Annotated in this window: 22 protein-coding genes; 21 read left to right on the top strand and 1 reads right to left on the bottom strand. The window is 29.0% G+C overall.

Features of this window, described 5'->3' with window-relative positions:
• The first annotated feature begins 202 nt into the window (after nucleotides 1-202).
• The 4 genes from ACKTTC_RS17910 (at nucleotide 203) to ACKTTC_RS17895 (ending at nucleotide 3,602) form a co-directional block, all read left to right on the top strand.
• Nucleotides 203-358 (top strand): hypothetical protein, encoded by a 156-nt coding sequence (locus tag ACKTTC_RS17910; protein ID WP_408041233.1) that lies wholly within the window; start codon nucleotides 203-205, stop codon nucleotides 356-358.
• A gap of 900 nt (nucleotides 359-1,258) precedes the next feature.
• Nucleotides 1,259-1,900, top strand: a complete 642-nt coding sequence (locus tag ACKTTC_RS17905; RefSeq protein WP_408041232.1) for a hypothetical protein — start codon at nucleotides 1,259-1,261, stop codon at nucleotides 1,898-1,900.
• Nucleotides 1,900-2,925 carry a sensor histidine kinase gene (locus tag ACKTTC_RS17900; protein ID WP_408041231.1) on the top strand — a complete coding sequence of 342 codons (1,026 nt, stop codon included), beginning with the start codon at nucleotides 1,900-1,902 and terminating at the stop codon, nucleotides 2,923-2,925. The genes ACKTTC_RS17905 and ACKTTC_RS17900 overlap by 1 nt, the downstream gene beginning before the upstream one ends.
• Complete coding sequence (locus ACKTTC_RS17895) at nucleotides 2,925-3,602, top strand: LytR/AlgR family response regulator transcription factor (protein WP_408041230.1); 678 nt, start codon at nucleotides 2,925-2,927, stop codon at nucleotides 3,600-3,602. The genes ACKTTC_RS17900 and ACKTTC_RS17895 overlap by 1 nt, the downstream gene beginning before the upstream one ends.
• A gap of 866 nt (nucleotides 3,603-4,468) precedes the next feature.
• Here ACKTTC_RS17895 and ACKTTC_RS17890 read toward each other — a convergent pair.
• Nucleotides 4,469-5,647 (bottom strand): acyl-CoA dehydrogenase family protein, encoded by a 1,179-nt coding sequence (locus ACKTTC_RS17890; protein WP_408041229.1) that lies wholly within the window; start codon nucleotides 5,645-5,647, stop codon nucleotides 4,469-4,471.
• Between the two features lie 67 nt (nucleotides 5,648-5,714).
• Between ACKTTC_RS17890 and rnpA the strand changes: the two genes are divergently transcribed.
• The 17 genes from rnpA (at nucleotide 5,715) to purD (ending at nucleotide 24,503) form a co-directional block, all read left to right on the top strand.
• Entirely contained in the window at nucleotides 5,715-6,098 is a 384-nt protein-coding gene (gene rnpA / locus ACKTTC_RS17885; protein ID WP_408041228.1) for a ribonuclease P protein component, read from the top strand.
• Nucleotides 6,088-7,713 (top strand): S41 family peptidase, encoded by a 1,626-nt coding sequence (locus ACKTTC_RS17880; RefSeq protein ID WP_408041227.1) that lies wholly within the window; start codon nucleotides 6,088-6,090, stop codon nucleotides 7,711-7,713. Before rnpA ends, ACKTTC_RS17880 begins: the two co-directional genes overlap by 11 nt.
• Nucleotides 7,714-7,724: 11 nt before the next feature.
• The gene (locus tag ACKTTC_RS17875; RefSeq protein ID WP_408041226.1) at nucleotides 7,725-9,401 is read left to right on the top strand and encodes a DUF6909 family protein; all 1,677 of its coding nucleotides are present in this window, start codon (nucleotides 7,725-7,727) and stop codon (nucleotides 9,399-9,401) included.
• Nucleotides 9,402-9,409: 8 nt separating this feature from the next.
• Nucleotides 9,410-10,459, top strand: coding sequence for a hypothetical protein (locus tag ACKTTC_RS17870; RefSeq protein ID WP_408041225.1), 1,050 nt, complete (start codon nucleotides 9,410-9,412; stop codon nucleotides 10,457-10,459).
• A 1-nt stretch (nucleotide 10,460) separates the two neighbouring features.
• The gene (rfbC, locus tag ACKTTC_RS17865; protein ID WP_408041224.1) at nucleotides 10,461-11,009 is read left to right on the top strand and encodes a dTDP-4-dehydrorhamnose 3,5-epimerase; all 549 of its coding nucleotides are present in this window, start codon (nucleotides 10,461-10,463) and stop codon (nucleotides 11,007-11,009) included.
• 1 nt (nucleotide 11,010) lies between these two features.
• Nucleotides 11,011-12,126, top strand: coding sequence for a GDP-mannose 4,6-dehydratase (gmd, locus tag ACKTTC_RS17860; RefSeq protein WP_408041223.1), 1,116 nt, complete (start codon nucleotides 11,011-11,013; stop codon nucleotides 12,124-12,126).
• Complete coding sequence (locus ACKTTC_RS17855) at nucleotides 12,119-13,171, top strand: GDP-L-fucose synthase family protein (protein WP_408041222.1); 1,053 nt, start codon at nucleotides 12,119-12,121, stop codon at nucleotides 13,169-13,171. The genes gmd and ACKTTC_RS17855 overlap by 8 nt, the downstream gene beginning before the upstream one ends.
• On the top strand, nucleotides 13,168-14,460 hold the full coding sequence (locus ACKTTC_RS17850) for a lipopolysaccharide biosynthesis protein (RefSeq protein WP_408041221.1): 1,293 nt from the start codon (nucleotides 13,168-13,170) through the stop codon (nucleotides 14,458-14,460). The genes ACKTTC_RS17855 and ACKTTC_RS17850 overlap by 4 nt, the downstream gene beginning before the upstream one ends.
• Nucleotides 14,457-15,170: an FkbM family methyltransferase gene (locus ACKTTC_RS17845; protein ID WP_408041220.1), complete on the top strand. Its 714-nt coding sequence runs from the start codon at nucleotides 14,457-14,459 to the stop codon at nucleotides 15,168-15,170. The genes ACKTTC_RS17850 and ACKTTC_RS17845 overlap by 4 nt, the downstream gene beginning before the upstream one ends.
• 2 nt (nucleotides 15,171-15,172) lie before the next feature.
• The gene (locus ACKTTC_RS17840; protein WP_408041219.1) at nucleotides 15,173-15,937 is read left to right on the top strand and encodes a glycosyltransferase family 2 protein; all 765 of its coding nucleotides are present in this window, start codon (nucleotides 15,173-15,175) and stop codon (nucleotides 15,935-15,937) included.
• A complete protein-coding gene (locus ACKTTC_RS17835) occupies nucleotides 15,921-17,108 on the top strand; it encodes a hypothetical protein (RefSeq protein WP_408041218.1) in 1,188 nt (395 codons plus the stop codon). Before ACKTTC_RS17840 ends, ACKTTC_RS17835 begins: the two co-directional genes overlap by 17 nt.
• Nucleotides 17,086-18,165, top strand: a complete 1,080-nt coding sequence (locus tag ACKTTC_RS17830) for a glycosyltransferase (protein ID WP_408041217.1) — start codon at nucleotides 17,086-17,088, stop codon at nucleotides 18,163-18,165. Before ACKTTC_RS17835 ends, ACKTTC_RS17830 begins: the two co-directional genes overlap by 23 nt.
• A 4-nt stretch (nucleotides 18,166-18,169) precedes the next feature.
• Nucleotides 18,170-19,390 carry an O-antigen ligase family protein gene (locus ACKTTC_RS17825; RefSeq protein ID WP_408041216.1) on the top strand — a complete coding sequence of 407 codons (1,221 nt, stop codon included), beginning with the start codon at nucleotides 18,170-18,172 and terminating at the stop codon, nucleotides 19,388-19,390.
• On the top strand, nucleotides 19,387-20,550 hold the full coding sequence (locus tag ACKTTC_RS17820) for a glycosyltransferase family 4 protein (RefSeq protein ID WP_408041215.1): 1,164 nt from the start codon (nucleotides 19,387-19,389) through the stop codon (nucleotides 20,548-20,550). The genes ACKTTC_RS17825 and ACKTTC_RS17820 overlap by 4 nt, the downstream gene beginning before the upstream one ends.
• 193 nt (nucleotides 20,551-20,743) lie before the next feature.
• Nucleotides 20,744-22,099 carry an exopolysaccharide biosynthesis polyprenyl glycosylphosphotransferase gene (locus ACKTTC_RS17815; protein WP_408041214.1) on the top strand — a complete coding sequence of 452 codons (1,356 nt, stop codon included), beginning with the start codon at nucleotides 20,744-20,746 and terminating at the stop codon, nucleotides 22,097-22,099.
• Nucleotides 22,083-22,856 (top strand): glycosyltransferase, encoded by a 774-nt coding sequence (locus ACKTTC_RS17810; protein ID WP_408041213.1) that lies wholly within the window; start codon nucleotides 22,083-22,085, stop codon nucleotides 22,854-22,856. The genes ACKTTC_RS17815 and ACKTTC_RS17810 overlap by 17 nt, the downstream gene beginning before the upstream one ends.
• A 369-nt stretch (nucleotides 22,857-23,225) precedes the next feature.
• Nucleotides 23,226-24,503 carry a phosphoribosylamine--glycine ligase gene (gene purD / locus ACKTTC_RS17805; protein WP_408041212.1) on the top strand — a complete coding sequence of 426 codons (1,278 nt, stop codon included), beginning with the start codon at nucleotides 23,226-23,228 and terminating at the stop codon, nucleotides 24,501-24,503.
• The last annotated feature ends 119 nt before the right edge of the window (nucleotides 24,504-24,622 follow it).

Below are 24,622 nucleotides of genomic sequence, written 5' to 3'. Positions count from 1 at the left end.
GATGATGAATCAAGAAGATTTAAACATCATCCAAGGAGGATTCGCAGCATCATCTACAGTTGAGTCAACAAGTGGAGATTCAGATGTATCAAGCGGAAAGAAAGACGGAAACCAAGTAATCAAATAATTGGTTTTTCCATCAAAACTATAGGGCAAGTGAAACCTAAACAAGAAGTAGCATTAACTAGATAAAATCGAAATCATGCAATTAGAAACATTAGCAGGCATTGAGATGATGAATCAAGAAGATTTAAACATCATCCAAGGAGGATTCGCAGCATCATCTACAGTTGAGTCAACAAGTGGAGATTCAGATGTATCAAGCGGAAAGAAAGATGGAAACCAAGTAATAAAATAATTATGACTCTAACTTTAAAAGAGGGGGGATTAAGACTGTTTATTTTTAACCAAATAATCCTAACAATTTTATTATTAACCAGGAAGAATTAATTTCAATTCTTCTTGGTTTCCTTTTTTAGGGACCTATTAAATTTATACTTCACTTATTTTTATTATATACTAATTCAAACTTTTTAAATTACAGAATTCCACACTTTAAATTACGGAGATCCCCTTTTATTAAAACGTACATCATTATAGCTTTGTCTTGAATTTACTAGGTAATTTCTTTGGGGGAAGAATTACTGAAAAAGATTAGGAAGGTGAACCTCTCAAGCTGTTTGTTTGAGGGGTTTTTTAATGAAAAACTTTTTAAGCTTGCAGAAAACCACATTTTAGATTACGGAAATCCCCTTTTGTAAAAAATAGCATATATATAGTTTTGTTCTTGAATTTACTAAAGTAATTTCTTTGGGGGAAGAATTACTGAAAAAGATTAGAAAAAACGAGGACCTCTCAAGCAGTTTGTTTGAGGGGTTCTTTCGTTTTAAAAACTGAAGTTTTGCAGAAAACCACATTTTAAATTGCGGAAATCCCCTTTCTTAAAAAGTGACTTTCTTATACATTTGTTAATGTGATCATCCAAGGAAACAAAAGGGTGAAAACATTTTAGGGGATTATATGGCCTTCTAGATCTTATCTAGAAGGTTTTTTGTTTCTGAAAACTTCGAATACTTTAATTTCTTTTTAATTACATTTAAAATAAACTTATTAGTTGAAAAATATAGATTGTATCTAAAATCTATATGATTAGTTATTGTTAGAGTTTTGTTTATGGAGAAAATAGTAGTGTTTATCGAAAAGACTTTCAATAATAAAGTTGCTTATGTTTTTTTGAGTCATATAAAAATTTAATAATATGAAAATCAGAAATATCATTTTAATTTTAAGTATAGTTATATGTAACTCATGTATTGTAAAATCATTAAATCCTTTTTACACAGAAAATAGTATTGAATTTAATAAAAACTTTTTAGGCACTTGGACAGATAATCATAATGATACATGGGAAATTATCTCTACGAAAGAAGAATTTTTAAAAGGGAAAGAAAAAATATCTAAAGAAGACGAAGCTTTTTTAGAAAAATACAGAAGTTCCTATATTACAGTCTATAAAGAGAATAGTAAAACTTCCTATTTTATAGCTACACCGTTTAAAATAAAGAATCAATATTTTTTAGATTTTATACCATATAATTTTGAAAAAAAGAATATTAATTCCCTATTGGAAGATCATATTATTTATACACATTCCTTAGTAAAGTTAGATATTTTAAAAGATGGAAAAATAAACATTAAATGGTTTGATGAAGAACGACTAAAAAAGCTATTTCAAGAGAAGAGAATTAAAATACAACATCGAAGAACAGGAATTATAGAGGAAGATATTTTATTAACAGCATCATCTGAAGAACTATATACTTTTTTGAAAAAATATATGCTTACAGAAGAAGCTGAAAAATGGGAAACAGAAGCCAAGTTTACTTTAACAAAAAGCTGATGAAAAAACAATTAGATTTAGTATTTAAAAACGATCATAACCCATGGCTATTTAATAGTTTTTTATGGCTGTTTATTTTTGTAAGTCTCTTATTTGTTTTTTCAGATATTCCTATTCAAAAAATAGATGTTATTTATACTGTTACTTATGCGTTAACTTTGGTATTTCCAGTAAGCTTTTCTTTATATTTTTTAATTCCGAGGTTCTTAAAAAAAGAAAGAAACGTACTATTTCTTAGTAGCTTATTTTTAGTAGTTATAATTTCTGCTGGGGTTAATATTCTTTGTTTTAATACTGTTATAGATTTCCTATTTCCAGATTATTATTTCATCTCTTATTTCAAAGGATTAAAAACAGTTATCTTATTTACTGTAGTAATTGCAATATCAATATTTATAAAACTAGCAGAAGATTGGGTTTATTTCAATAAAAAAGAAAGAACAGCATTAAAATTAGAATTAAGTGTTTTAAAAAATCAGATAAATCCACATTTTCTATTTAACGCTTTAAATGTGCTATACTCTTTGTCAATAAAAAAGAAACAAGAAACTGAAACTACAATTGCTATATTACAATTATCAGATATTTTAAGATATGTTATTTATGAAGCAGGACAACAACTTATACCCATTAAGAAAGAAGTTGAATTAATTACCAACTATATTGCTTTTGAAAAGAATAGAAACTTACCAAATGTAAAAATAGATTTTATAAATTCTATTAAGGAAGATTTTAAAATAGCACCTATGTTGTTATTACCTTTAGTTGAAAATGCATTTAAACACGGTTTAAAAAGCGGAGTAGAAAAACCATATATATTTATTGAATTACATGCAAATAACGGTAGATTATACTTTTTGATAGAAAATAATTTTATCCCAAAAAGAATAGTGGAAAAAAAATATTCTGGTTTAGGAATAAATAATGTGAAACAATACTTAGAAATAGTATATCCTAATAACTATGAATTTAATATAAGTAATAAAGAATCAATATATAAAGTAGTTTTAAAAATTAATATGTAATGAAAAAGATTTACTGTTTGATAATCGATGATGAGCCAACTTCTCAAGAAGTTTTAAATCAATTTGTATCAGATATTGATTTTCTAGAAATAAAAAAAGTATGTAATAATGCTATAGAAGCAGAAGAAATAATGAATAAAGAAAAGATTGATTTATTATTTCTAGATATTAATATGCCGTTAATTTCTGGACTGTCATTCTATAAATCATTAAAAAATCCTCCATTAGTAATTTTTACAACGGCATATTCAGAATACGCATTAGAAGGTTTTGATTTAGATGCAACAGATTACTTATTAAAACCATTTTCTTTTGAAAGGTTTCATAAGTCGGTTCTAAAAGCAAAGAATATTTTAAATAAAGACAATAGTCAAATTGTTTTAAAATCTAATAAGAAATTATTTCTTCTTAAACTAGACGAGTTGCTATACATAGAATCACTAGGAGATTATATTACAGTACATACAGAGCATCAAAAGTTAATAGTATATAAAACAATGAATTCAATGATGGGTATATTACCAACTCATAAATTCATAAGAATACATAAATCAGTTATCATCAATTTTAATAAAATAGATTTTATAGAAGGAAATCAAGTTGTCATCAAAAAAAATAAATTACCAATAGGGCAGAAGTTTAAATTAGAATTATTGAATAAAATAAAAGGTATTTGAGCCTTTTCAGGAAAAAAACCTTTTTGACCTACGGAAAATTACATTTCAGAATGCGGAGTTCCCCTTTCATTAAGCTTATAATCAGTTATATATTTGTAATGTTATTATTTAATAACAAATCATTAGGGATTATTTAAAAAATTACAAAAATGGGAAGAATTTTAATCAAAAGAGCTAATCAAATTATTAAGGGGTTTTTATTAGCATTAGCAGAGTGTGGTAAAGGAGCAGGATATGCAATACAACACTAAAAATTAACCAAACTTAAGCTACCTACTACGGTGGCTTTTTTTCTGTCTTTAATATAATATGTAGCAACCTTTAAGGTTGCTTTTTTATTACTGAATATATTAAAGAAAGATATGCAGACTTACGGAAAATTACATTTTATAGTGCGGAAATCCCCTTTTGAGAGCTAGTAATCAATTATATATTTGTAGTGTACAATTTAGGGATTATTTAAAATTACAAACAATGGGGAAATTATTAATCAAAAGGGCTAATCAAATTTTAAAAGGGTTTTTATTAGGATTATCTGAGTGTGGTAAAGCAGCAGGGTACGCGTTACAACATTAAGACATTGGCCAAACTTTAAGCTACCTAATTTAGGTAGCTTTTTTACTTCTTAAACTTTTCTCTACACGGTGTAGGGTAAATATATATTCAATTGTATTAATACCGTAAAACACTAAAAAAGAAAAACATGGAACAATTGAGGGGATTATCTAAGAAAATGACTAATCTACAGAAAAGTGTACTAGCTAATTTATCTGAATTAGGAAAAGCTGCTAGTTACGCAATTCATCATTAGTCGGATTATTACTTATTAGGGATTGTGAAAGCTACGAGTAACTTCGTAGCTTTTATTATTTAAAAGCATTTAATCCAGTAATATCAAAACCTGTAATTAGTAAATGAACATCATGTGTTCCTTCATATGTAATTACACTTTCTAAGTTCATAGAATGTCTCATAATACTATACTCTCCAGAAATTCCCATAGCACCTAAAACCTGTCTGGCCTCTCTAGCTATATGTAATGCCATTTCAACATTATTCCTTTTAGCCATAGAAATTTGGGCAGAGGTAGCTTTGCCATCATTTTTTAAAACACCTAATCGCCATGCTAATAATTGTGCTTTCGTAATTTCAGTAATCATTTCAGCTAACTTTTTTTGCTGTAATTGAAATTGTCCAATTGGTTTTCCAAATTGCGTACGCTCTTTAGCATATCGTAAAGCAGTATCGTAACAATCCATTGCAGCACCAATAGCACCCCAAGCAATTCCATATCTAGCATTATCTAAACATAATAATGGAGCTCCCAATCCAGATTTGTTAGGAAGTAGGTTTTCTTTTGGAACTTTTACATTATCAAAAATTAATTCCCCTGTAATTGAAGCTCTTAAAGACCATTTATTTTTAGTTTCTGGAGTTGTAAAACCTTCCATTTCTTTTTCAACAAGTAACCCATGAATTCTTCCTTCTTCATTTTTAGCCCAAACAACAGCAACATCACAAATAGGAGCATTAGAAATCCACATTTTAGCACCATTTAATAAATAATGATCCCCCATATCTTTAAAGGTAGTTTCCATACCTCCAGGATTCGATCCGTGATTCGGCTCTGTTAATCCAAAACTACCAATCCATTCTCCAGAAGCAAGTTTTGGTAAATACTTTTTTCGTTGTGCTTCGGTACCATAATTGTAAATAGGTCCCATTACTAAAGATGTTTGTACAGAAGCTGTAGAACGAATTCCACTATCGCCGCGCTCTAATTCTTGCATAATCAATCCATAAGAAATCTGATCTAACCCAGCACCTCCGTATGCAACAGGAATATAAGAACCAAAGGCACCAACCTCAGCTAAACCAGGAACCAACTCTTGTGGAAATTCCGATTTTTGGGCATACGATTCTATAATAGGAGAAAGATATTTCTTCACCCAATCTCTAGCTGTACTTCTAACCAATTTGTGTTCTGTAGTTAATAAATCGTCTAAGTTGTAATAATCAGGAGATTGAAATAAATCAGGTTTCATAAAAATGGTTTCCTCAAAAATAGCTAAAAAATCAAAAAATACTGTTTGTTTACGTATGTTTGTACTGATGAAGTTTACACTCGGAAAAGAAGAACGATTAAAAAGTAGAAAGTTAATCGGAAAATTATATACTGAGGGAAAATCAATTAAAACATTTCCACTCAGAATGGTGTATATACAAACAGAACATACCTCACAATTTCCTGTACAAATAGGAGTATCTGTTCCTAAACGAAATTTTAAAAGAGCTGTAGATAGAAACAGAATTAAACGTTTATTACGAGAATCGTATCGTCTGCAAAAAAACATTGTGTATTCGGAAGTTGAAAAACCTTATGTATTTATGATTTCTTATCTTGCAAAGGAGGAGTGGAGTTATGCAGATATAGAGCAGAAGATGCAAAAGTTATTAACGTTATTTATTGAAAAAACTTCTAAAAATGAGAAATAGAAAAATCATAATCATAGCACTTATTAGTGTGATCGTTATTTCTTATTCGTTTCAATCTCGTTTTTTTGAGATTGCAAAACAAATAGAGATTTATAATAATTTATATAAAACTTTAAATATAAATTACATAGATGAAATAAACCCAGGCGATCTTACTACAAAAGCCATTAATAATACCTTACAAAACTTAGATCCATATACACGTTTTTATAACGAACAACAAATGGAAGATGCTAAGATAAGACGTGAGGGAGAATACGGAGGAATTGGAATTACTTCAAAATACACAAAGAATGGAATTGTAATTGTAGCTGTAAAAGAAGGGTTTCCAGCAGATAAAGCAGGTTTAAAAGCAGGAGATTTAATAACTATCGTAAACGATCAAGAATTAAAAGGATTAGAAAGAGATCAATTATCTCAAGTATTAAAAGGAATTCCAGAAACACCAGTTGCTGTAAAAGTACAAAGAGCTGCTAAAGAATTAGATTTTAGCTTAAAACTAGATAAAATTATAGACAACCCAGTACCGTTTTTCGAAATGATAAATGACGATACAGGATATATTATTTTAACTCGATTTACTGCAAGAAAATCTACAGAAGAGGTAAGAAATGCTATAGAAGTACTAAAAGAAAAAGGAATGAAAAAGTTGGTGTTCGATCTTAGAAGTAATCCAGGAGGATCTTTATTTGATGCGATTAACATTACAAACTTATTTATTCCTTCAGGAAAAAAGGTTGTAGATACCAGAGGAAAAACTAGAAAAAACTCAAGAACATATTCAACAAGTCAAGAGCCACTAGATACAGAAATGCCAGTAGTAGTTTTAATCAATGGTAGATCTGCTTCTGCTTCAGAAATTGTATCTGGAGCTTTACAAGATTATGATAGAGCAGTGGTTATGGGAGAGCGTTCTTTTGGAAAAGGTTTAGTACAACGTTACTTTGATTTAACATACGGAACTCAAATGAAAGCAACGATTTCAAAATACTATACACCAAGTGGAAGATGTATTCAAGAGCTAGATTATGCAAATCGCGATCAGAAAACAGGAAAAGTGCCTAAGTTTTCAGATGGTATTGTAAATTCTTATAAAACAACTAATGGTAGAACGGTTTACGATGGAGGAGGAGTTATGCCAGATATTGCCATAAAAAAATCGACGAAGACAAAAGCGACAGAAAAATTATTAAAGTCTGATGCAATTTTTAACTTTGCTACAGAGTTTGTTCGTAGCAACCCAAATCAAACGTTAGCATCTTTTTCATTTAAAAAATCAGATTTTAATGACTTTAAAAGTTATTTAAAAGATAAGGATACAACGTTTACAACAAAGCAAGAAGCTTCGTTTAAGAAAGCGTACAAAACAGTTAAAAATAATAAAAATATTACGTCAGAGTATAATGCAATACTTCAAAAATTAGAAGATACTAAAATTGAAGAAATTGCTAAAAATGAAGATATTATAGCGTCTGAATTAGAAGATGAAATACTTGCGCAATATTTTTATCAAAAAGGTGTTTATCAACATCATTTAAAAAATGATAAGGTTATTAAACAAGCGGTTGACCTATTAAACAACCCAAAGGAATATCAGAAAATATTAGGAAATTAGAAAATACATATATGTCAGAAATATATAAAGAACGTACAAGAGCACAAGAATCTACAAACGCAATAGAGAGATTATACATATCGATGCGTCACTTATTTAGTAGAGGATTTTATAAACCAATGGGAGTTTCTGGGGAAGCGTTACGAAAATCATTACTTTTATTACGACCAGAAATCTACGGTTCTATTGCAGAAAATAAAACAGAATTAAACGGATTAACATATGTAATAGAAAGGTTGCCAGAAGGAATTGAAGAATGTCAATTCATCAATTTAACTGCAGACGAAGGATACCGTAATTCACACTTTAAAGTAATTGTACCACCAAAAAGAAGAAGAAACTGTTACCGAATCGATAAAGACCAAATGAATATTGAGATTACTAGAGGAAGGTCTGATATCTATGATATTCTTACACACTTAACATTCTTATTTATTGAGTCGCATAAAATAAAAGAAAGAGTATTAATAAGCGATGGTAAGAAAACTACTAGAGAGTGGCAAAATTTAGAAAATGTTGTACTTAATAATACAACACTTTCTGATGAAGATAAAGATGTATTAATTGTTCATTTAGCAAATATTCTAGGAAGAACATACGAAGAAGTATACAAATCTTATAACACGTTTACTACAGAAGAAAATCCATATAGATTTTTTCACTTAATCTATTGGTTAGGAAAACTTGCGATAAACGAAGAGTTATATGATAAAAAACGATCTATTCATTTTAGTGCAACTTTATCTGAAGAAATAGGAAGGCATTATTATGGAGAAGTTTGGGCAAATGATATAAAGAAAGTACTTTCTGAAAACAATTTATTAAGTAGACCAATTCATATTATTAGTGCGAACATGCATAGTGTATTAAATACAATTTATGCACACGAAGCACTTCCAAAAGAAGCGAAAGAGCATGAAGATTTTGGTTTATATGAATTATTAAGTAGTTCAGATAGTAAGCCTTTACAGACTATTGTAAAGAATTTTGCTGCAGAAAATGGACTGATTTATTTAAAAGATAGATCAGGAACGAATATTAATGTTCAAATCATAGATACAGAAAAGATAAACTTTGCTTCTCCTTTTAAAGTAGAAGAAATTGAAAGTCCAAAACCTGTAATTATAGTAATGGATTATGCATTTGGTGAGCAAGCTTATGAAACTATGGATGAGCTTTTAAAGCCATATAAAACAGCTAAAGAAGCTATTCATTTAAATGTGAAATCAGTTTCTATCATGGGGAAAGCAGGTATTTTAGAAGGAGGGAAAGGAGATATTATGATTCCATCGGCACATATTTTCGAAGGAACAGCAGATAACTACCCATTTAAAAATGAATTAACAAAAGAAGATTTAGAAGGCTTTGGTGTACAAGTTTTTGACGGAGCTATGGTAACTGTATTAGGAACATCGTTACAAAATAAAGATCTTTTAAAATTCTTCCACGATTCTACATGGAATGTAATAGGATTAGAAATGGAAGGAGCACATTATCAAAAAGCAATTCAATCAGCTTCTAAAATTAGAGGAAATATTTGTGATGATGTAAAAGTAAGATATGCATATTATGCATCAGATAACCCATTAGAAACAGGAGCAACATTAGCTTCGGGTGGATTAGGAATGAGCGGTGTAACACCTACATATGCTATTACACAAAAAATAGTAGAACAAATATTAAAATAATACTATAAATGTCTAATCAATCAAAAGATAATGAAGAAGTAGATCTAGGTTCTGTACTAGTCATTATAGGTAATGCTTTTACTAGATTTTTTAATTTTATAGGGAATATTTTTAAAAACCTATTTCATTTTTTTATTGAGATTTTATTATTTATAAAATCAAATATTATAAAAATAGGAATTGGAGCTTTGATTGGAGCAGTTGCAGGTTTAGCATTAGAAGTATCTTCAGAAACTAAGTATGAGTCAAACTTATATGTAAAACCAAACTTTAATAGTTCTAGACAGCTATATAATAACATTCAGTTTTACAATGATTTAGTAAAGCAAAAAAACGCAGCGTTATTATCATCAATATTTAATATCACAGAAGATGAAGCAATATCATTAAAGAAGTTTGATATCAAACCAATTATAAATGAAAATGATATTTTAACTTCTTATGATGAATTATTACAGTCAATAGATACGGCAACAATTAAAAGTTATTCGTACAAAAAGTTTCAAGAAACGTTTACGAATTTTGATTATAAAGTGCATCAAATTTCAGTAGCAGCAAGCGAAAAAGATGTGTTTCCTAAGCTAAGTAGCGCTATTATTTCTTCTATTATTAACAACGATTATTTTAAGACATTAAAAAAGATAAATAAAGAGAACTTATTACGAACAGATTCTTTATTAAAGAAAAATTTACAGCAAGCAGATTCATTACACTATGTATATAAAGAAGTATTGTTGGAAGAAGCTAAAAAAACAAATGCTGGAACAACAATAGATTTAGGACAAAGTGGAAAAGGAAGCTCTAATAAAGAATTAGAGTTGTTTGAAACAAGCCTTGAACTAAATAAAAACTTAGTAGAGATAAATGAAGATTTATCAGAAAAATCTGAAATTATAAACATTGTATCTAACTTCCAACCCATTGGTCATAAAGTAATAGGAATACAAAAAAATAAAGCATTCCAATTTGCAGTAATGGGAGTTGTAATAATAATAAGCTTATTATTATTGTTAAAATTGAACAGATACCTAAATAATTACAAAACAAGTTCGAAATAACATGAATATTACAGAGACCCCTTTAAAGGATTGCTTTGTAATTGAACCTAAGATTTTTGGGGATCATAGAGGATACTTTTTTGAAAGTTTTAATGCTCAAAACTTTAAAAATCAAACAGGATTACACATAAGCTTTGTTCAGGATAACGAAGCTTTTTCTAATAGAGGTGTACTACGTGGCCTTCATTTTCAGAAGGGAGAATATGCGCAAGCAAAATTGGTAAGAGTTATCAAGGGAAAAGTATTAGATATAGTTGTAGATGTAAGACCAACATCTGAAACATACGGTAAGTCTTATGGAATTATTCTATCAGGAGAAAATAAAAAACAATTATTTGTACCTAGAGGATTTGCACATGGATATGCTGTATTAGAAGACAATACAATTTTCTCATACAAATGCGATAACTATTATGAGCCAAAAGCAGAAGGAGGAATTATATATAATGATGCAGATTTGCAAATAGATTGGATGCTTTCTGAAGAAGAGATCACACTTTCAGAGAAAGATGTAGTATTACCAAAACTTAAAGACTTAACTAAGAATTAAATTGAAGAAAGTTGCATTAATAACAGGAATAACAGGGCAAGATGGTGCGTACTTAGCCGAGTTTTTACTAAACAAAGGATATGAAGTACACGGGATTAAAAGAAGAGCGTCCAGTTTTAATACACAACGAATAGATCATCTATATCAAGATCCACATATGGAGGATAGGAACTTAATCCTTCATTATGGAGATATGACAGATGGAACCAATTTAATACGTATACTACAAGAAGTACAGCCAGATGAAATTTATAATTTGGCAGCTATGAGTCATGTACACGTTTCGTTTCAAACACCAGAATATACAGCAAATGTAGATGGTTTAGGAACGTTACGATTATTAGAAGCAATCAGAATTCTAAAATTAGAAAAAAAGACGAAGATTTATCAAGCTTCTACTTCAGAATTGTACGGAAAAGTACAGGAAGTACCACAAACAGAAACCACACCTTTTTACCCTAGAAGTCCGTATGGAGTAGCAAAAATGTATGCTTATTGGATTACGGTAAACTATAGAGAAGCGTATAATATTTTTGCTTGTAACGGAATTTTGTTCAACCACGAATCGCCTATACGAGGAGAAACATTTGTAACAAGAAAAATTACAAGAGCAGTTTCTAAAATTGGGTATGGATTACAAGATAAATTATACTTAGGAAACTTAAATGCACAAAGAGATTGGGGGCATGCAAAAGATTATGTACGAATGATGTGGATGATTTTACAAGCAGAAACTCCAGAAGATTGGGTAATTGCTACAGGAAGAACCACTACTGTTAGAGATTTTGTGGTAATGGCATTTAAAGAAATAGGAATAGAACTGGAGTTTGTAGGTGAAGGAAAGGAAGAAAAAGGAATTATAAAATCGTGTAAGAATCCATCTTTTAATCTAGAAATAGGAAAAGAAGTAGTGTGTATAGATCCACATTATTATAGGCCAACAGAAGTAGATTTATTAATTGGAGATGCTTCTAAAGCAAAAAATAAATTAGGTTGGATACCAGAATATACTTTAGAAGATATGGTGAAAGAAATGATGCAGAGCGATTTAAAGTTGATGGAACGAGAAACCTATTTACAAAAAGGAGGACATGATATTTTAAATAGCTATGAATAAATCATCTAAAATATACGTTGCAGGTCATAGAGGTTTAGTAGGGAGTGCTATTGTAAAAAACCTTGAAAGAAGAGGGTATACCAATATTGTTACGAGAACGCATAAAGAACTCGATTTAACAAATCAAGAGGCTACTAAAAACTTCTTTGAAAAAGAAAAACCAGCATATGTATTCTTAGCTGCGGCTAAAGTTGGTGGTATCGTAGCAAATAATACCTATAGAGCTGATTTTATCTATGATAACTTGATGATTCAAAACAATGTAATTCATCAAAGTTATGTTCATGGAGTACAAAAGCTACTTTTTTTAGGAAGTACGTGTATCTATCCTAAAAAAGCACCACAACCCTTAAAAGAAGATGTATTACTTACAAATACTTTAGAATATACAAATGAACCGTATGCAATTGCAAAAATTGCTGGGATCAAAATGTGTGAAAGTTATAATTTGCAATACAATACAGACTTTATATCTGTAATGCCTACGAATTTGTACGGTCCAAATGACAACTTCGATTTAGAAAAATCACATGTATTACCAGCTTTAATTCGAAAGATTCATTTAGCAAAATTACTTTCAGAAGGTAATGAAGAAGCTGTTGTAAAGAATTTAAAAATGAACTCTATTACAGAAGCTAAAAATTATTTAAACAATTTTGGTGTTACTGAAGAAAGCGTAGAAATTTGGGGTTCTGGAAAACCACAACGAGAATTTTTGTGGAGCGAAGATATGGCAGATGCTTGTGTACATATTATGGAGCAAGTAACATTTGCAGATATTATCAAAGAAACAGGTAATGAGGTAAGGAATACACATATCAATATTGGTACAGGGAAAGAGATTTCTATTAAAAACTTAGCATTACTCATACAAGAAAAGGTAGGGTTTAATGGAAGATTACTGTTTAATACTAGTAAACCAGATGGTACAATGCGAAAAATAACAGATGTATCAAAATTAAATAGCCTAGGTTGGAAACACACCGTTGAACTAGAAGAAGGAATTGATAGGATGTATGATTGGTACCAACAGCAAATGGAATGAACAGAAAAACAATTATCCTCAAAAATGTTTCATTAAGTCTGATATACAAAATAATAAGTATGGGAATCGTTTTTTTAACTGTTCCTTTATTATTAGAGTATTTAGATAAGGAACAATACGGAGTTTGGGCTACGTTATTTTCTTTGGTGAATATTATTTTCTTTGTAGATGGGGGAATTGGTAATGGATTAAAAACGAAGCTTTCTGAGGCATTGAGTCACAATAACACTACACTAGCAAAACAATATATTTCTACTGCTTATTTGGCTATTTTTTCAATAATGATACTCGTTTTTTTGTTAGGTGTATTTATCATTTATCAAATAAATTTACAAGAACTATTAAACGCGAGTTTAGATACAAATCAATTGCGGAGTGTATTAATTCCACTATTAAGTTTAGTTTGTTTAAGTTTTCTTTTAAGTTTATTTAAAGGCTTATACTATGCAAACCAAGAAGCTTCTAGTGTAGAATTAGCAATGCTGTTATATCAAATACTAATTTTTAGTGCCATACTAATATTTATAAAATACTTCGATAGAAATTTATTGTATGTAGCACTAACCTATGGAATTGCAAATGTATTAGTTGGAATTATTTTTACTATCAATTTCTTTAGAAAAAGAAAGGATTTAATTCCTTCAATTTCCTTCTTTCAAAAAGATAAAATAAAAGATTTATTATCGTTAAGCTTAGCTTTTTTTGGAATTCAATTAAGTATGATTGTCATTTTTACAACAGATAATTTAATAATTTCAAACCTTATTCATCCTTCAGAAGTTACAAATTACGATATTGTTTACAGACTCTTTCAAGTACTTATTATCTTATCTCTAATAGCACAAGATCCATTATGGGCTTTGTATACAGATGCCTATCAAAAAGAAGATTACAAATGGATAAAAAAAACCATTGTACGATTAAACAAACTCTTTCTTCTTTTTCTTGTAGTATTAGGTGTATTGTATGCTATTTCTGATACCTTAATTAAGGTTTGGACACAAAAAGATTTACTAATTTCTCAAAGCTTATTAATCTTAATGACCATTTTTACTGCAGTAAGAGTATATGGAATTATTTACATGACCTTTTTAAATAGTATTGGTAAAATTAAATGGCAAATGTGGTTATATGTTTTAGGAGCACTTATAAACATACCATTGTCTATTTTTTTAGTAAAACATACCTCTTTAGGAAGCAGTGGAGTTATCTTAGGCACAACATTAAGTATTATAAGCATGTCTATAATATTACCTGTTCAAACATTTAAAGTTTTAAAAGCAAAATGAAACTAATTGAACTCATAAGAAAACTGATCAATCCATTGCATATGGATTTAGTAAAATATCCTGATCTAGATTTAAGGAGAAGGAAGAAATTATTAGATTACCATCAAATCAATAAAATTTTAGATGTAGGAGCAAATGCTGGACAATATGCTTCACAGGTATTTGAATTAGGTTTTAAAGGAACTATTATTTCTTTTGAACCCTTGAGTGAAGTGTACAATGTATTAGAAGGAAAAGCTGCTAAAAATGATTCTTGGAAAACATATAATCATGCATTAGGAAGTGCTAAGGAAGAGGTTGAAATAAATGTGTCTCAAAATACGTTCAGCAGTTCTATTTTAGACATTTTACCTAGTCATGTAAATAGTGCACCAGCATCAAAATACATTAAAAAAGAAAAAATTAGTGTAGAAAAACTAGATGATGTTTTTGAGAAATTCTACAAAGAACAGGATAATATCTTACTAAAAATAGATGTACAAGGTTTTGAAAAACAAGTATTAGAAGGTGCTATAAAATCATTAGATAATATAAAAGGAATCCAAGTAGAAATGTCTGTTGAAGAACTATACAAAGGAGAAATGTTATTCAATGAAATGGTAAATTACCTTCATAGTTTTGGTTTTACACTACATAGTTTAGAAAATGGTTTCTATAATGAAGAAACAGGAAAACTATTGCAAGTAGATGGAATATTTTTTAAAAGCTAATAATGGAAGATAACTGTTTAGCATCTGTAATTACAGTATCATACAATAGTGGTAAAACAATTAAAGATACAATCACATCTGTTTTAAATCAAAATACAGATGGATACGAGTATGTTATCATAGATGGTGCTTCTACAGACAATACCATAGCTATACTAAAATCTTTCGAAGCAAAATTCAAAGAAAAGAACATATCATACAGGTGGTTTAGCGAGCCTGACAATGGAATTTACGATGCTTTTAATAAAGGTATTCAAAAGTCTAAAGGGAAATGGATATCTTTTTTAGGCTCAGATGATAGTTATATTGAAAATAGTTTGCAACATTATATAAATGCATTAAAGTCAGTTGCTAGCGATGTAGATTTTATACATGGTAATGTAAAATTAGCAGATAAAAAAGTATTTTCTGGAGAATGGAAATGGAAAGCGTTTAGAAGAAATATGACCATTCCTCATGCAGGAAACTTTCATAATAAAAAATACTTCGAAAAATATGGATTGTTTAATACCTCATATAAAATAGCAGGAGATTATGAATTGCTTTTAAGAGCAAAAGAGCAATTAAAAACAAAGTGGATTAATAAAGCTACGGTCCTAATGTCAGATGGAGGAGTGAGTAACCAACAAATTAAAAACGTATATCTAGAAACTACAAGAGCTAAAATAGAAACTGCTGGAGTACCTTTGTATATTGCAAAATTAGATTATGTAAAATGGATGTTTAAGTATACGATAAAAAGAATTCTACATGCGTTTATTAGATAAATACTTGCTATATAGTAGTGTGTTTGCAATCTTTACAGAAGATTTCTCATTTCACTATATCATAGATATAAAGTTATTTTATCTAATTTTAATCGTTAACTTTTTAATACTATCTATTCATAAAAAGATGGTGGTTCATAAAAACCTCATCATTTTATTGGGCTTTTTTTTCGTTCATGGAACAGTTCTTTTTTTATGGAAACAAAACCCTATAAAATCTTTAATAGCACAGTTGTTAGGTATAAGTTTAACTAGTATCTATTACTATAACTTCCTAAAATATTATACCACAGCCAAAGCATTTAAAGTATACGCTAAAATGGCTTTTTATATTGCCTTGTTAGCAATTCCTATGTTTTATTTAGGAATCAATTCATTTTCAAAATATAGACTTAATGGAATACTTTCTGAGCCAGCCCATTATGCGGCAATTATGTTGCCCGCTACTTATTATTTTTTAAAACAAAAGGAATACCTTAAACTATTAATTTTAATCATAACCATTTTCTTATCAAGATCCTCTATTGGAATTGTAGGACTGGTATTAATCTTAATCATTCCATTAGTAAAATTGAAGTTTTTTATTAAATACGCATGGGTGGTAGGCGTACTATTACTTTTTAGTGGATTGTATTTATATCAGCAGTGGGACAAACCCATAACAGAAAACACAGGAAACCAACTGGTAAGAAGATTAAAAGAAACAGGAAAATCTTTTAATGCTATTAGTACAGGGAAATTTGCACCGTATATAAACTTAAGTTCCTACGCATTTTTAAGTAATACATTTATTACTAAAAACATTGTAGCCAATAATCTTTTAGGAACAGGTTTAGGAAGTTATCAATATGAATACGATAAATACTATCCTAAAATGCGACCGCCAGGATATTTACTAACATTGAAACAATCTAAGATAAACAGAACGGATGCGAATTCTCTTTTTCTAAGAATGTTTTCAGATTTTGGAATCTTTGCCTTACTATTAGTCGCTTACTTTGTATTTAGGTCGTTTCAATTATTTTCAAATGAGCAGAAAATCATTGGTCAAGGAGTATTTTTCTATTTAATAGTAAAGCTTATAAGAGAAGGACATTATTTTCCTCCTGAGTTTTACTTTTTCCTATTAATTTTTTTAAAAGATTTTGATGAAGATATTACACATAGTTGAAGACTTTTCGGTAAAAAGTGGAGGTCTGAGATCAGCCATATATAGCCTAGATGATCATCTTAAAAAGGATGGATTTCAGTCATATATTCTATCTTCAGAAAAAGAAAAAGAAGATACTATTTATACGGTCCCTGCTACTAATAAATGGTTATACCATAAAGATTGGATTAATAAGATAGATTCTATTGTTTCAGAAAAGAAAATAGATATTATACACATACATGGTGTGTGGTTATATCCGCAATATATTGGGGCTAAATATGCTGTAAAAAACAATATTCCTTTTGTATTCAGTTGTCATGGAATGTATCAGCCATGGTTATGGAAAAAAGGAACTTTAAAAAAGAAACTATATTTACATTTTTTGAGTAAAAAATGGTTTCGTAAAGCAAAAGTAATTCATACAATTACGGAAAATGAAACTAAAAACACACGAAAGTTTTTTAAAAAAGCTCAATTTATTGAAATTCCGAATTTAGTATCGTTTTCAACAACAGAAGCAGTACCAGATTTTAGTGATAAATACATTCTTTATTTAGGAAGGCTAAATAAAACAAAAGGAATAGATGTATTAATAACAGCATTTGCTAACATCGTAGATAAAAAAGTAACATTAAAAATAGCCGGAGGTTTTAACGATTATAAGAAAGAACTAGAAACTTTAGTAAAAACTTATAAACTAGGAGAAAGAGTTGAGTTTTTAGGTGAGGTTAAAGGAACTATTAAAGAAAAATTAATACAAAATGCATGGGCTATGGTAAGTCCAACCTTTTCAGATGTAATTGGAATCGTTAATCTGGAAGCAGGACTGTTTAAAACACCTATGATTACAACCTATAAAACAGGGTTAAAAAATGCATGGAATAGTAACGGCGGGTTTTTAATTGAACCTACTATTTCTGAATTAGAAAAAGCCTTAACTGAGGTTGTAAATTACACAATTGAAAAAAGAATAGCAAAAGGAGAGCAATTACATGCCTTTGTGAAAGAAAACTATTCTTGGGAACAACAATTTCCGAAGTGGAAGGATTTATATGAATTAACTTTAAAAAGTTAAAAATATGTTGAATAGAATTACAAAGATTTCTTTTATTTCTTTAGCAACTATACCGCTGTTAAAAGAGAATCTAAATTCGTTATTAATTATTGTATGTGTATTACTTACAATTATAAATTTAATACAATTAAAACCTAAAATAACTTTCGATAAAAAAGTATTTATAGTTGGTGCATCATTTTGGTTGTATCTATTATACGAATTGATATCAGGAAGTATGAGTTCAAAAATAATTTTACTACACCTACCTTTTTTGATATTTCCTTTTTTGTATTATGTAGGAGTAAACTATTTGCAGATAGATGATCGCATCAAAAGGATGACCATTAAAACATTTCAAATAAGTACCTTATTACAAAGTATTATTTATGTTGTGTTTTTTCTGAGTCGAAACCCATTAGATAAATTCTTTGCAGCAGAAAATAACATTCCTTTTTTTAGAGAATACGTAGCAGGGCATTATTGGTTTAATATTCACCCAACGTATTTTAGTTCCTTTTTATTGGTAAGTTTTACAATCTCGCTCTTAGCTATTTTTAATAAAAAACAGCAAGTTTTTAATATTGTAAATAGTGTATTCATGTTGTTTTTCATACTATTATTCTCTTCCAGAATGATTTTCATACTAATGATACTTTCATTTTTAATCATTTTAGGAATAAAAATTTCAAAAGCAGGTAGGAAACAAAAAACAACACTAATAACAAGTTCAGTAGTAATAGCAATAACTTTACTATATCCATTTCAAAAAATATTAGGAAAACGATTACAAGAAATTACTACAGAAATTAATAAACCTGTATCAGGCGAATATTACAATTCAACAAATACACGAATAGCAATTTTTAAATGTACGTATAGTCTATTGAAAGAAGTTCCTGTATTGGGTTATGGAAGTAATTTTCAAAAGGAATTAGATAATTGTTATGAAGAAAAATATCCAAATAGTGTTTTTTATAAAAAGCAGCAATTTAATACACATAACTATTATTTACATTTAATAGGATATGGAGGATGGTTCTTTTTATTGCTGTTTATAGTGTATCTTGCCTATGTTTTTAAATACGCAAAAACATCATTATTAGGAATTATCCTATTATTTCAGTTTTTAAGTATTAATATGACAGAGAATTATTTTTCAAGACACTACGGAATTGTTTTGTTTAGTTTTTTTATGTCGTTACTTATATTTATCCCTAACAAGAATACAGAAGTAAGCAGTTGAAAAATATAACTATTATTACTCCGTTTTTTTATCCAGAACCTATATCTACTGGGAAATTTAATACAGAAATGGTATTAGCATTAAAAGAAAAAGGCTGTACTGTAACTGTTTTTTGCTTTCATCCATTTTACCCTGAATGGAAGATAGAAAAGAGTGATGAACAACTTGATGGAGTAAAAATATTTCGTGGAGGAAAACACATAAAGTTTACAAAAAATGCTACAGTAAGAAGAATTATTTTAGAGCTAAGTTTTACATTTTTTATACTAAGAAACCTTACTAAAATAAAAAAGAATACAGATATTGTAATTCCAGTTTTTCCACCAAGTTTAGCCTTTTATATAGTACGATATTTCCTAAAAAAGAAAATACAATGTGTAGGTATTGTGCATGATTTACAAGAAATATATGCCAATCAAAAGAGGGGCATTCTAAATAAAATCATAGCAAAAGGTATTCACCATGTAGAAAAGAAAACATATCAATATTGCGATAAACTCATTTTCTTATCTAATGAAATGAAGGAAGTAGCACAAAACACCTACCAATTAATTCCATCTAAATTAAAAGTACAATACCCTTTTATAACTATAAATAAAGAGCATACAACAAATGATTTAGAAACACTCCTACCTAATAATAAGCAGCATATTGTATACTCTGGAGCTTTGGGAGAAAAGCAAAACCCTAAAGAACTTGTAGAAATTTTTGATTATTGTAGTAAGACATTAGATAATGTGTTATTTCATGTTTTTTCGCAAGGAACCTTTTTTGAAGCACTTAAAGAAAAAAACACCAATAAAAACATACAATTTCATAAGTTAGTACCTAAAAAAAACATAGAAGAACTGTATAGTAAAAGTACCATACAAATCGTTCCACAATTAAAAGGAACATCTAAAGGATCATTACCTTCAAAATTACCAAATTTGCTGGTTTCAGGATGTAATGTTTTATGTATTACAGATGAAGGAAGTGAAATAGAAAAGCTATTTAAAAAGTATGAAATTGAAACAGTTATAACAACATGGGATAAAAGAAAAATAAAAGAACTATTTGAAAAGATTTTAAAGAAAGAAACTATTAATGAAAAACAAATAAAGGTAAGCGAGCAGTTATTTAAAATTGAATACATGGTAGATACAATTATAAAGCCTTAGTCGACGTATTCAACTCTAATTTTGATTTTAAATCTTGATTTTTGTTTTCCTGTACTGAGTTTATCGAAGTTTTTTCATCAAGGAAAAGAAAGAGGAATTAATAATTATTTTTTTCGAAATAACCTCTTAATTTTATAACCTTTTTGAAGACTAAATTACATAGTGTTTATGTTACACTAGAATAGAAACTAAATTGAGTAAAATACTTTTTAAAAATAGAACCCTTTTTTCATTAATACTAGATGTAGTAATTATCAATCTGGTTACCTTTCTTATATTCGAAAAATTACATCAAAGTATTTTTTTTCATAGTTATATTTCTTTTTTCTGGATAGTGTCTTCATCATTAACGGGGTATTATAAAGTATACAGGTACACTAATTTTTTTAAAGTTATACGCTTAATAATTGTTCAGAATTTATTTTACACGTTAGGTTTTTTTGCCTTTTTTGGGGTTTTTAAAGAAGGAGTGGTAGTACACACACAAACCAAAACACTCTTATTTACTTATGCTGCTCTATCAGGAATAAAAATTCTAACATTTTTTCTTTTAAAAAGATTTAGAGGACTCGGACAAGATTTTAAAAAAGTAGTTTTTTTTGAAAGAGATAGCACTTCAAAAAAGATGATTAGTTTATTTCAAAAACAAAAAAATTATGGGTACCATTTTATCGGGTTTTTCTCCAATAAACCATCACTACAAGAAAGTTATTTAGGTAATGAAATAAAGTTATATGAATTCCTGAATGAAAATAAAGTAGATGAAATATATGCAACACTATCACAATTAAAAAAAGAACAGGTAGCAGAGCTTACAAAATATTCAAATCTATATAACATTGCACTCAAACTAATACCAAGTTCAAAAGAGTTGTATAGTAAGAGTCGAGAAGTAGAATTTTATGACGATACAATAAAAGTTCTATCTGTTAGAAAATTACCTTTTAATACGATAGAAAGTAGATTTCTTAAGCGATTTTTTGATATTACTTTTTCCTTATTTGTAATGATATTTGTGCTTTCTTGGTTAGTACCTATTTTATGGATTCTAATCAAGTTAGAATCAAAAGGCCCAGCAATTTTTAAACAAAAAAGAGAAGGAATTTATGGAGATGAATTTGTGTGTTATAAATTCAGATCTATGCGATTGAATAGGCAATCTAGTACTGTACATACTACAAAAAATGATAGAAGAGTTACAAGAATTGGCGCATTTTTAAGAAGAACAAGTATCGATGAATTACCACAGTTTTTTAATGTATTTTTAGGCGATATGAGTGTAGTAGGACCAAGACCGCATTTAGAAAGTTTAGCCATAGAATATCAGAAAGATGTAGAAAATTATATAGACAGACATAAAGTAAAACCAGGAATTACAGGATTAGCGCAAATAAGTGGTTACCGTGGAGAAATTAGAAAAAGATCAGATATTAAAAACAGAGTTCGGTTAGATATTTTTTATATAGAGAATTGGTCTTTTTTATTAGATATAAAAATCATTATACAAACAGTTTTAAAAGTCTTTAAAGGAGATGAAAAAGCGTATTAATGAAGAACAAATAGACATATCTGCTACCATTGTATTATACAACCAAGATTTTGAGGAACTCATAAAAGCAATAACATCTTTTTTAGAAACACCATCGTATACAAAACAACTATTTTTAGTAGACAACAGCCCAGAAAAAAATACTAGACTTGAGGCGTATCCAGATTCGAGAGTTACCTATATTTTTAATAACAAAAACCTAGGCTTTGCCAAGGCAAATAACTTGGTCATTCCACAAATAGCAAATATTTCAAATTATCATCTAATTTTAAATCCAGATACAGAATTTGAACCTATTGTTATTTCGAAACTTATAGACGAAATAGAAAAAGATAAAGAACTAGCATTGATTACTCCAGCTGTAAAATTTCCAGACGGAAAACATCAATATAGTGTAAGAAAATACCCCACTTTTTTTGACTTAGTAATTCGTAAGTTATCTATTTTTAGAAGAAGAATTCACGATCAAGAATATCGTAATGCTAATTTATCAAAACAGTTTTATCCAGAAGTAATTCATGGATGCTTTATGCTGTTTAAAACAGATGATTTTATTACTATAAAAGGTTTTGATGAGCGATATTTTTTGTACATGGAAGACATAGATATTTGTAAAAAAATAGATGTTTTAGGTAAGAAAAAACTATATTTTCCAGAAGTAACAATCACTCATGCATTAAAGAAAGGATCATCAAAAAAAACTAAGCTCTTTTTATATCATGTATTATCAGCTGTAAAATACTTTTTAAAATGGTAATGCTATTAATATTTGATAAATAATACAGTCATTGCGAACGAAATATAATGTAGTGAAGCAATTTCTAATTCGATAGACAGATCATTTCGCTTTCCTTTCAAGTCTCCTCAAGGAACACTCACGATGATGTAAAAGAAATTGTCATTGGTTCGATTGAGGTACCTGAACTAGGTTGAAAGACTCGAAGGTACGAAAGAAACAATCCCTTAGTTAAAAACTATTTCATTTTAATACTAATAATTTTCCATATTAAGAACAACAAGACTTCTTTTCAATATAAAAAGTAGCATGCTTAAAAAGCAAATTTTAGCAATTAGTTTTAAGATAGATAGGGTATAATGCTATATTTGCAGCTCAACAACACAACACATGAATATTTTAATTTTAGGCTCTGGAGGCCGCGAACATGCTTTTGCATACAAACTTTCTCAAAGTAAAAAAATAAAGAAACTTTTTGTAGCACCTGGTAATGCAGGAACACACCAAATTGCAGAGAATATAGCTATTAATCCAACCGATTTTGAAGCTGTTAAAAAAGTAGTATTAACAAATAAAGTTGATATGGTTGTGGTAGGTCCAGAAGCACCATTAGTAGCAGGAGTTCATGATTATTTTTTAGCAGATAATGAGTTAAAATCAATTCCTGTAATTGGACCTAAAAAAGATGGAGCTTTACTAGAAGGAAGTAAAGATTTCTCAAAGCAATTCATGCAGAAACATGGAATTCCTACTGCAAAATATCAATCTTTTACAAAAGAAACTTTAGCAGAAGGACATGCATTTTTAGAAACACTAAATCCTCCTTTTGTATTAAAAGCAGACGGATTAGCTGCAGGTAAAGGAGTATTAATATTAGACGATATAGAAGAAGCTAAAGCAGAACTTACAGAAATGTTAACCAATGAAAAATTTGGAGAAGCTTCTGCTACAGTAGTTATTGAAGAATTTTTAAAAGGAATAGAACTTTCTGTTTTTGTACTTACAGATGGTAAGAACTATAAAGTATTACCCTCTGCAAAAGATTATAAAAGAATAGGAGAAGGAGATGTAGGATTAAATACTGGAGGAATGGGCGCTATTTCGCCAGTTCCGTTTGCAGATGAAGTTTTTTTAAATAAAGTAGAAGAACGTATTATAAAACCTACAGTAACTGGATTACAAAAAGATGGAATAGATTATAGAGGATTTATTTTTATTGGTTTAATGAATGTAAACGGATATCCATTTGTAATTGAGTATAATGTACGTATGGGAGATCCAGAAACGGAAGTAGTATTACCAAGAATCACATCAGATTTACTGTCATTATTTGAAGGTGTTGCCAATCAGAATTTAGATGAAAAATCATATGAAGTTACAAATGAGGTAGCTACAACAGTAATGTTAGTTTCGGGAGGATACCCTGAAGCGTATGAAAAAGGAAAAGAAATTACAGGATTAGATAACGTAGATAATGCTATTGTTTTCCATGCAGGAACAAAAATAGAAGAAAATACGATACTTAGTAATGGAGGAAGAGTTATGGCAATTACATCTTTTGGAAATACAATTGAAGAAGCGTTGAAGCATTCGTATACCAATATTGATAAGATTTCTTTCGAAAAAATGAACTACAGAAAAGACATTGGCTTCGACTTAAAAAGTTAAGCACTAATTGTACGTCTTTAGTGCAACAAATGTTAAAATAGTATTACAAAGCTTTGAAAATATTTTCAAGGCTTTGTTTTTAAGCTATTTGTGTTCTATATTTGTCCCAAGAAAAATTG

The sequence above is a fragment of the Tenacibaculum amylolyticum genome (assembly GCF_964511145.1).
Lineage (GTDB): Bacteria > Bacteroidota > Bacteroidia > Flavobacteriales > Flavobacteriaceae > Polaribacter > Polaribacter amylolyticum.
The sequence above is the reverse complement of the archived record's forward strand: the minus strand, read 5'-3'. Positions and strand labels throughout refer to the sequence as shown.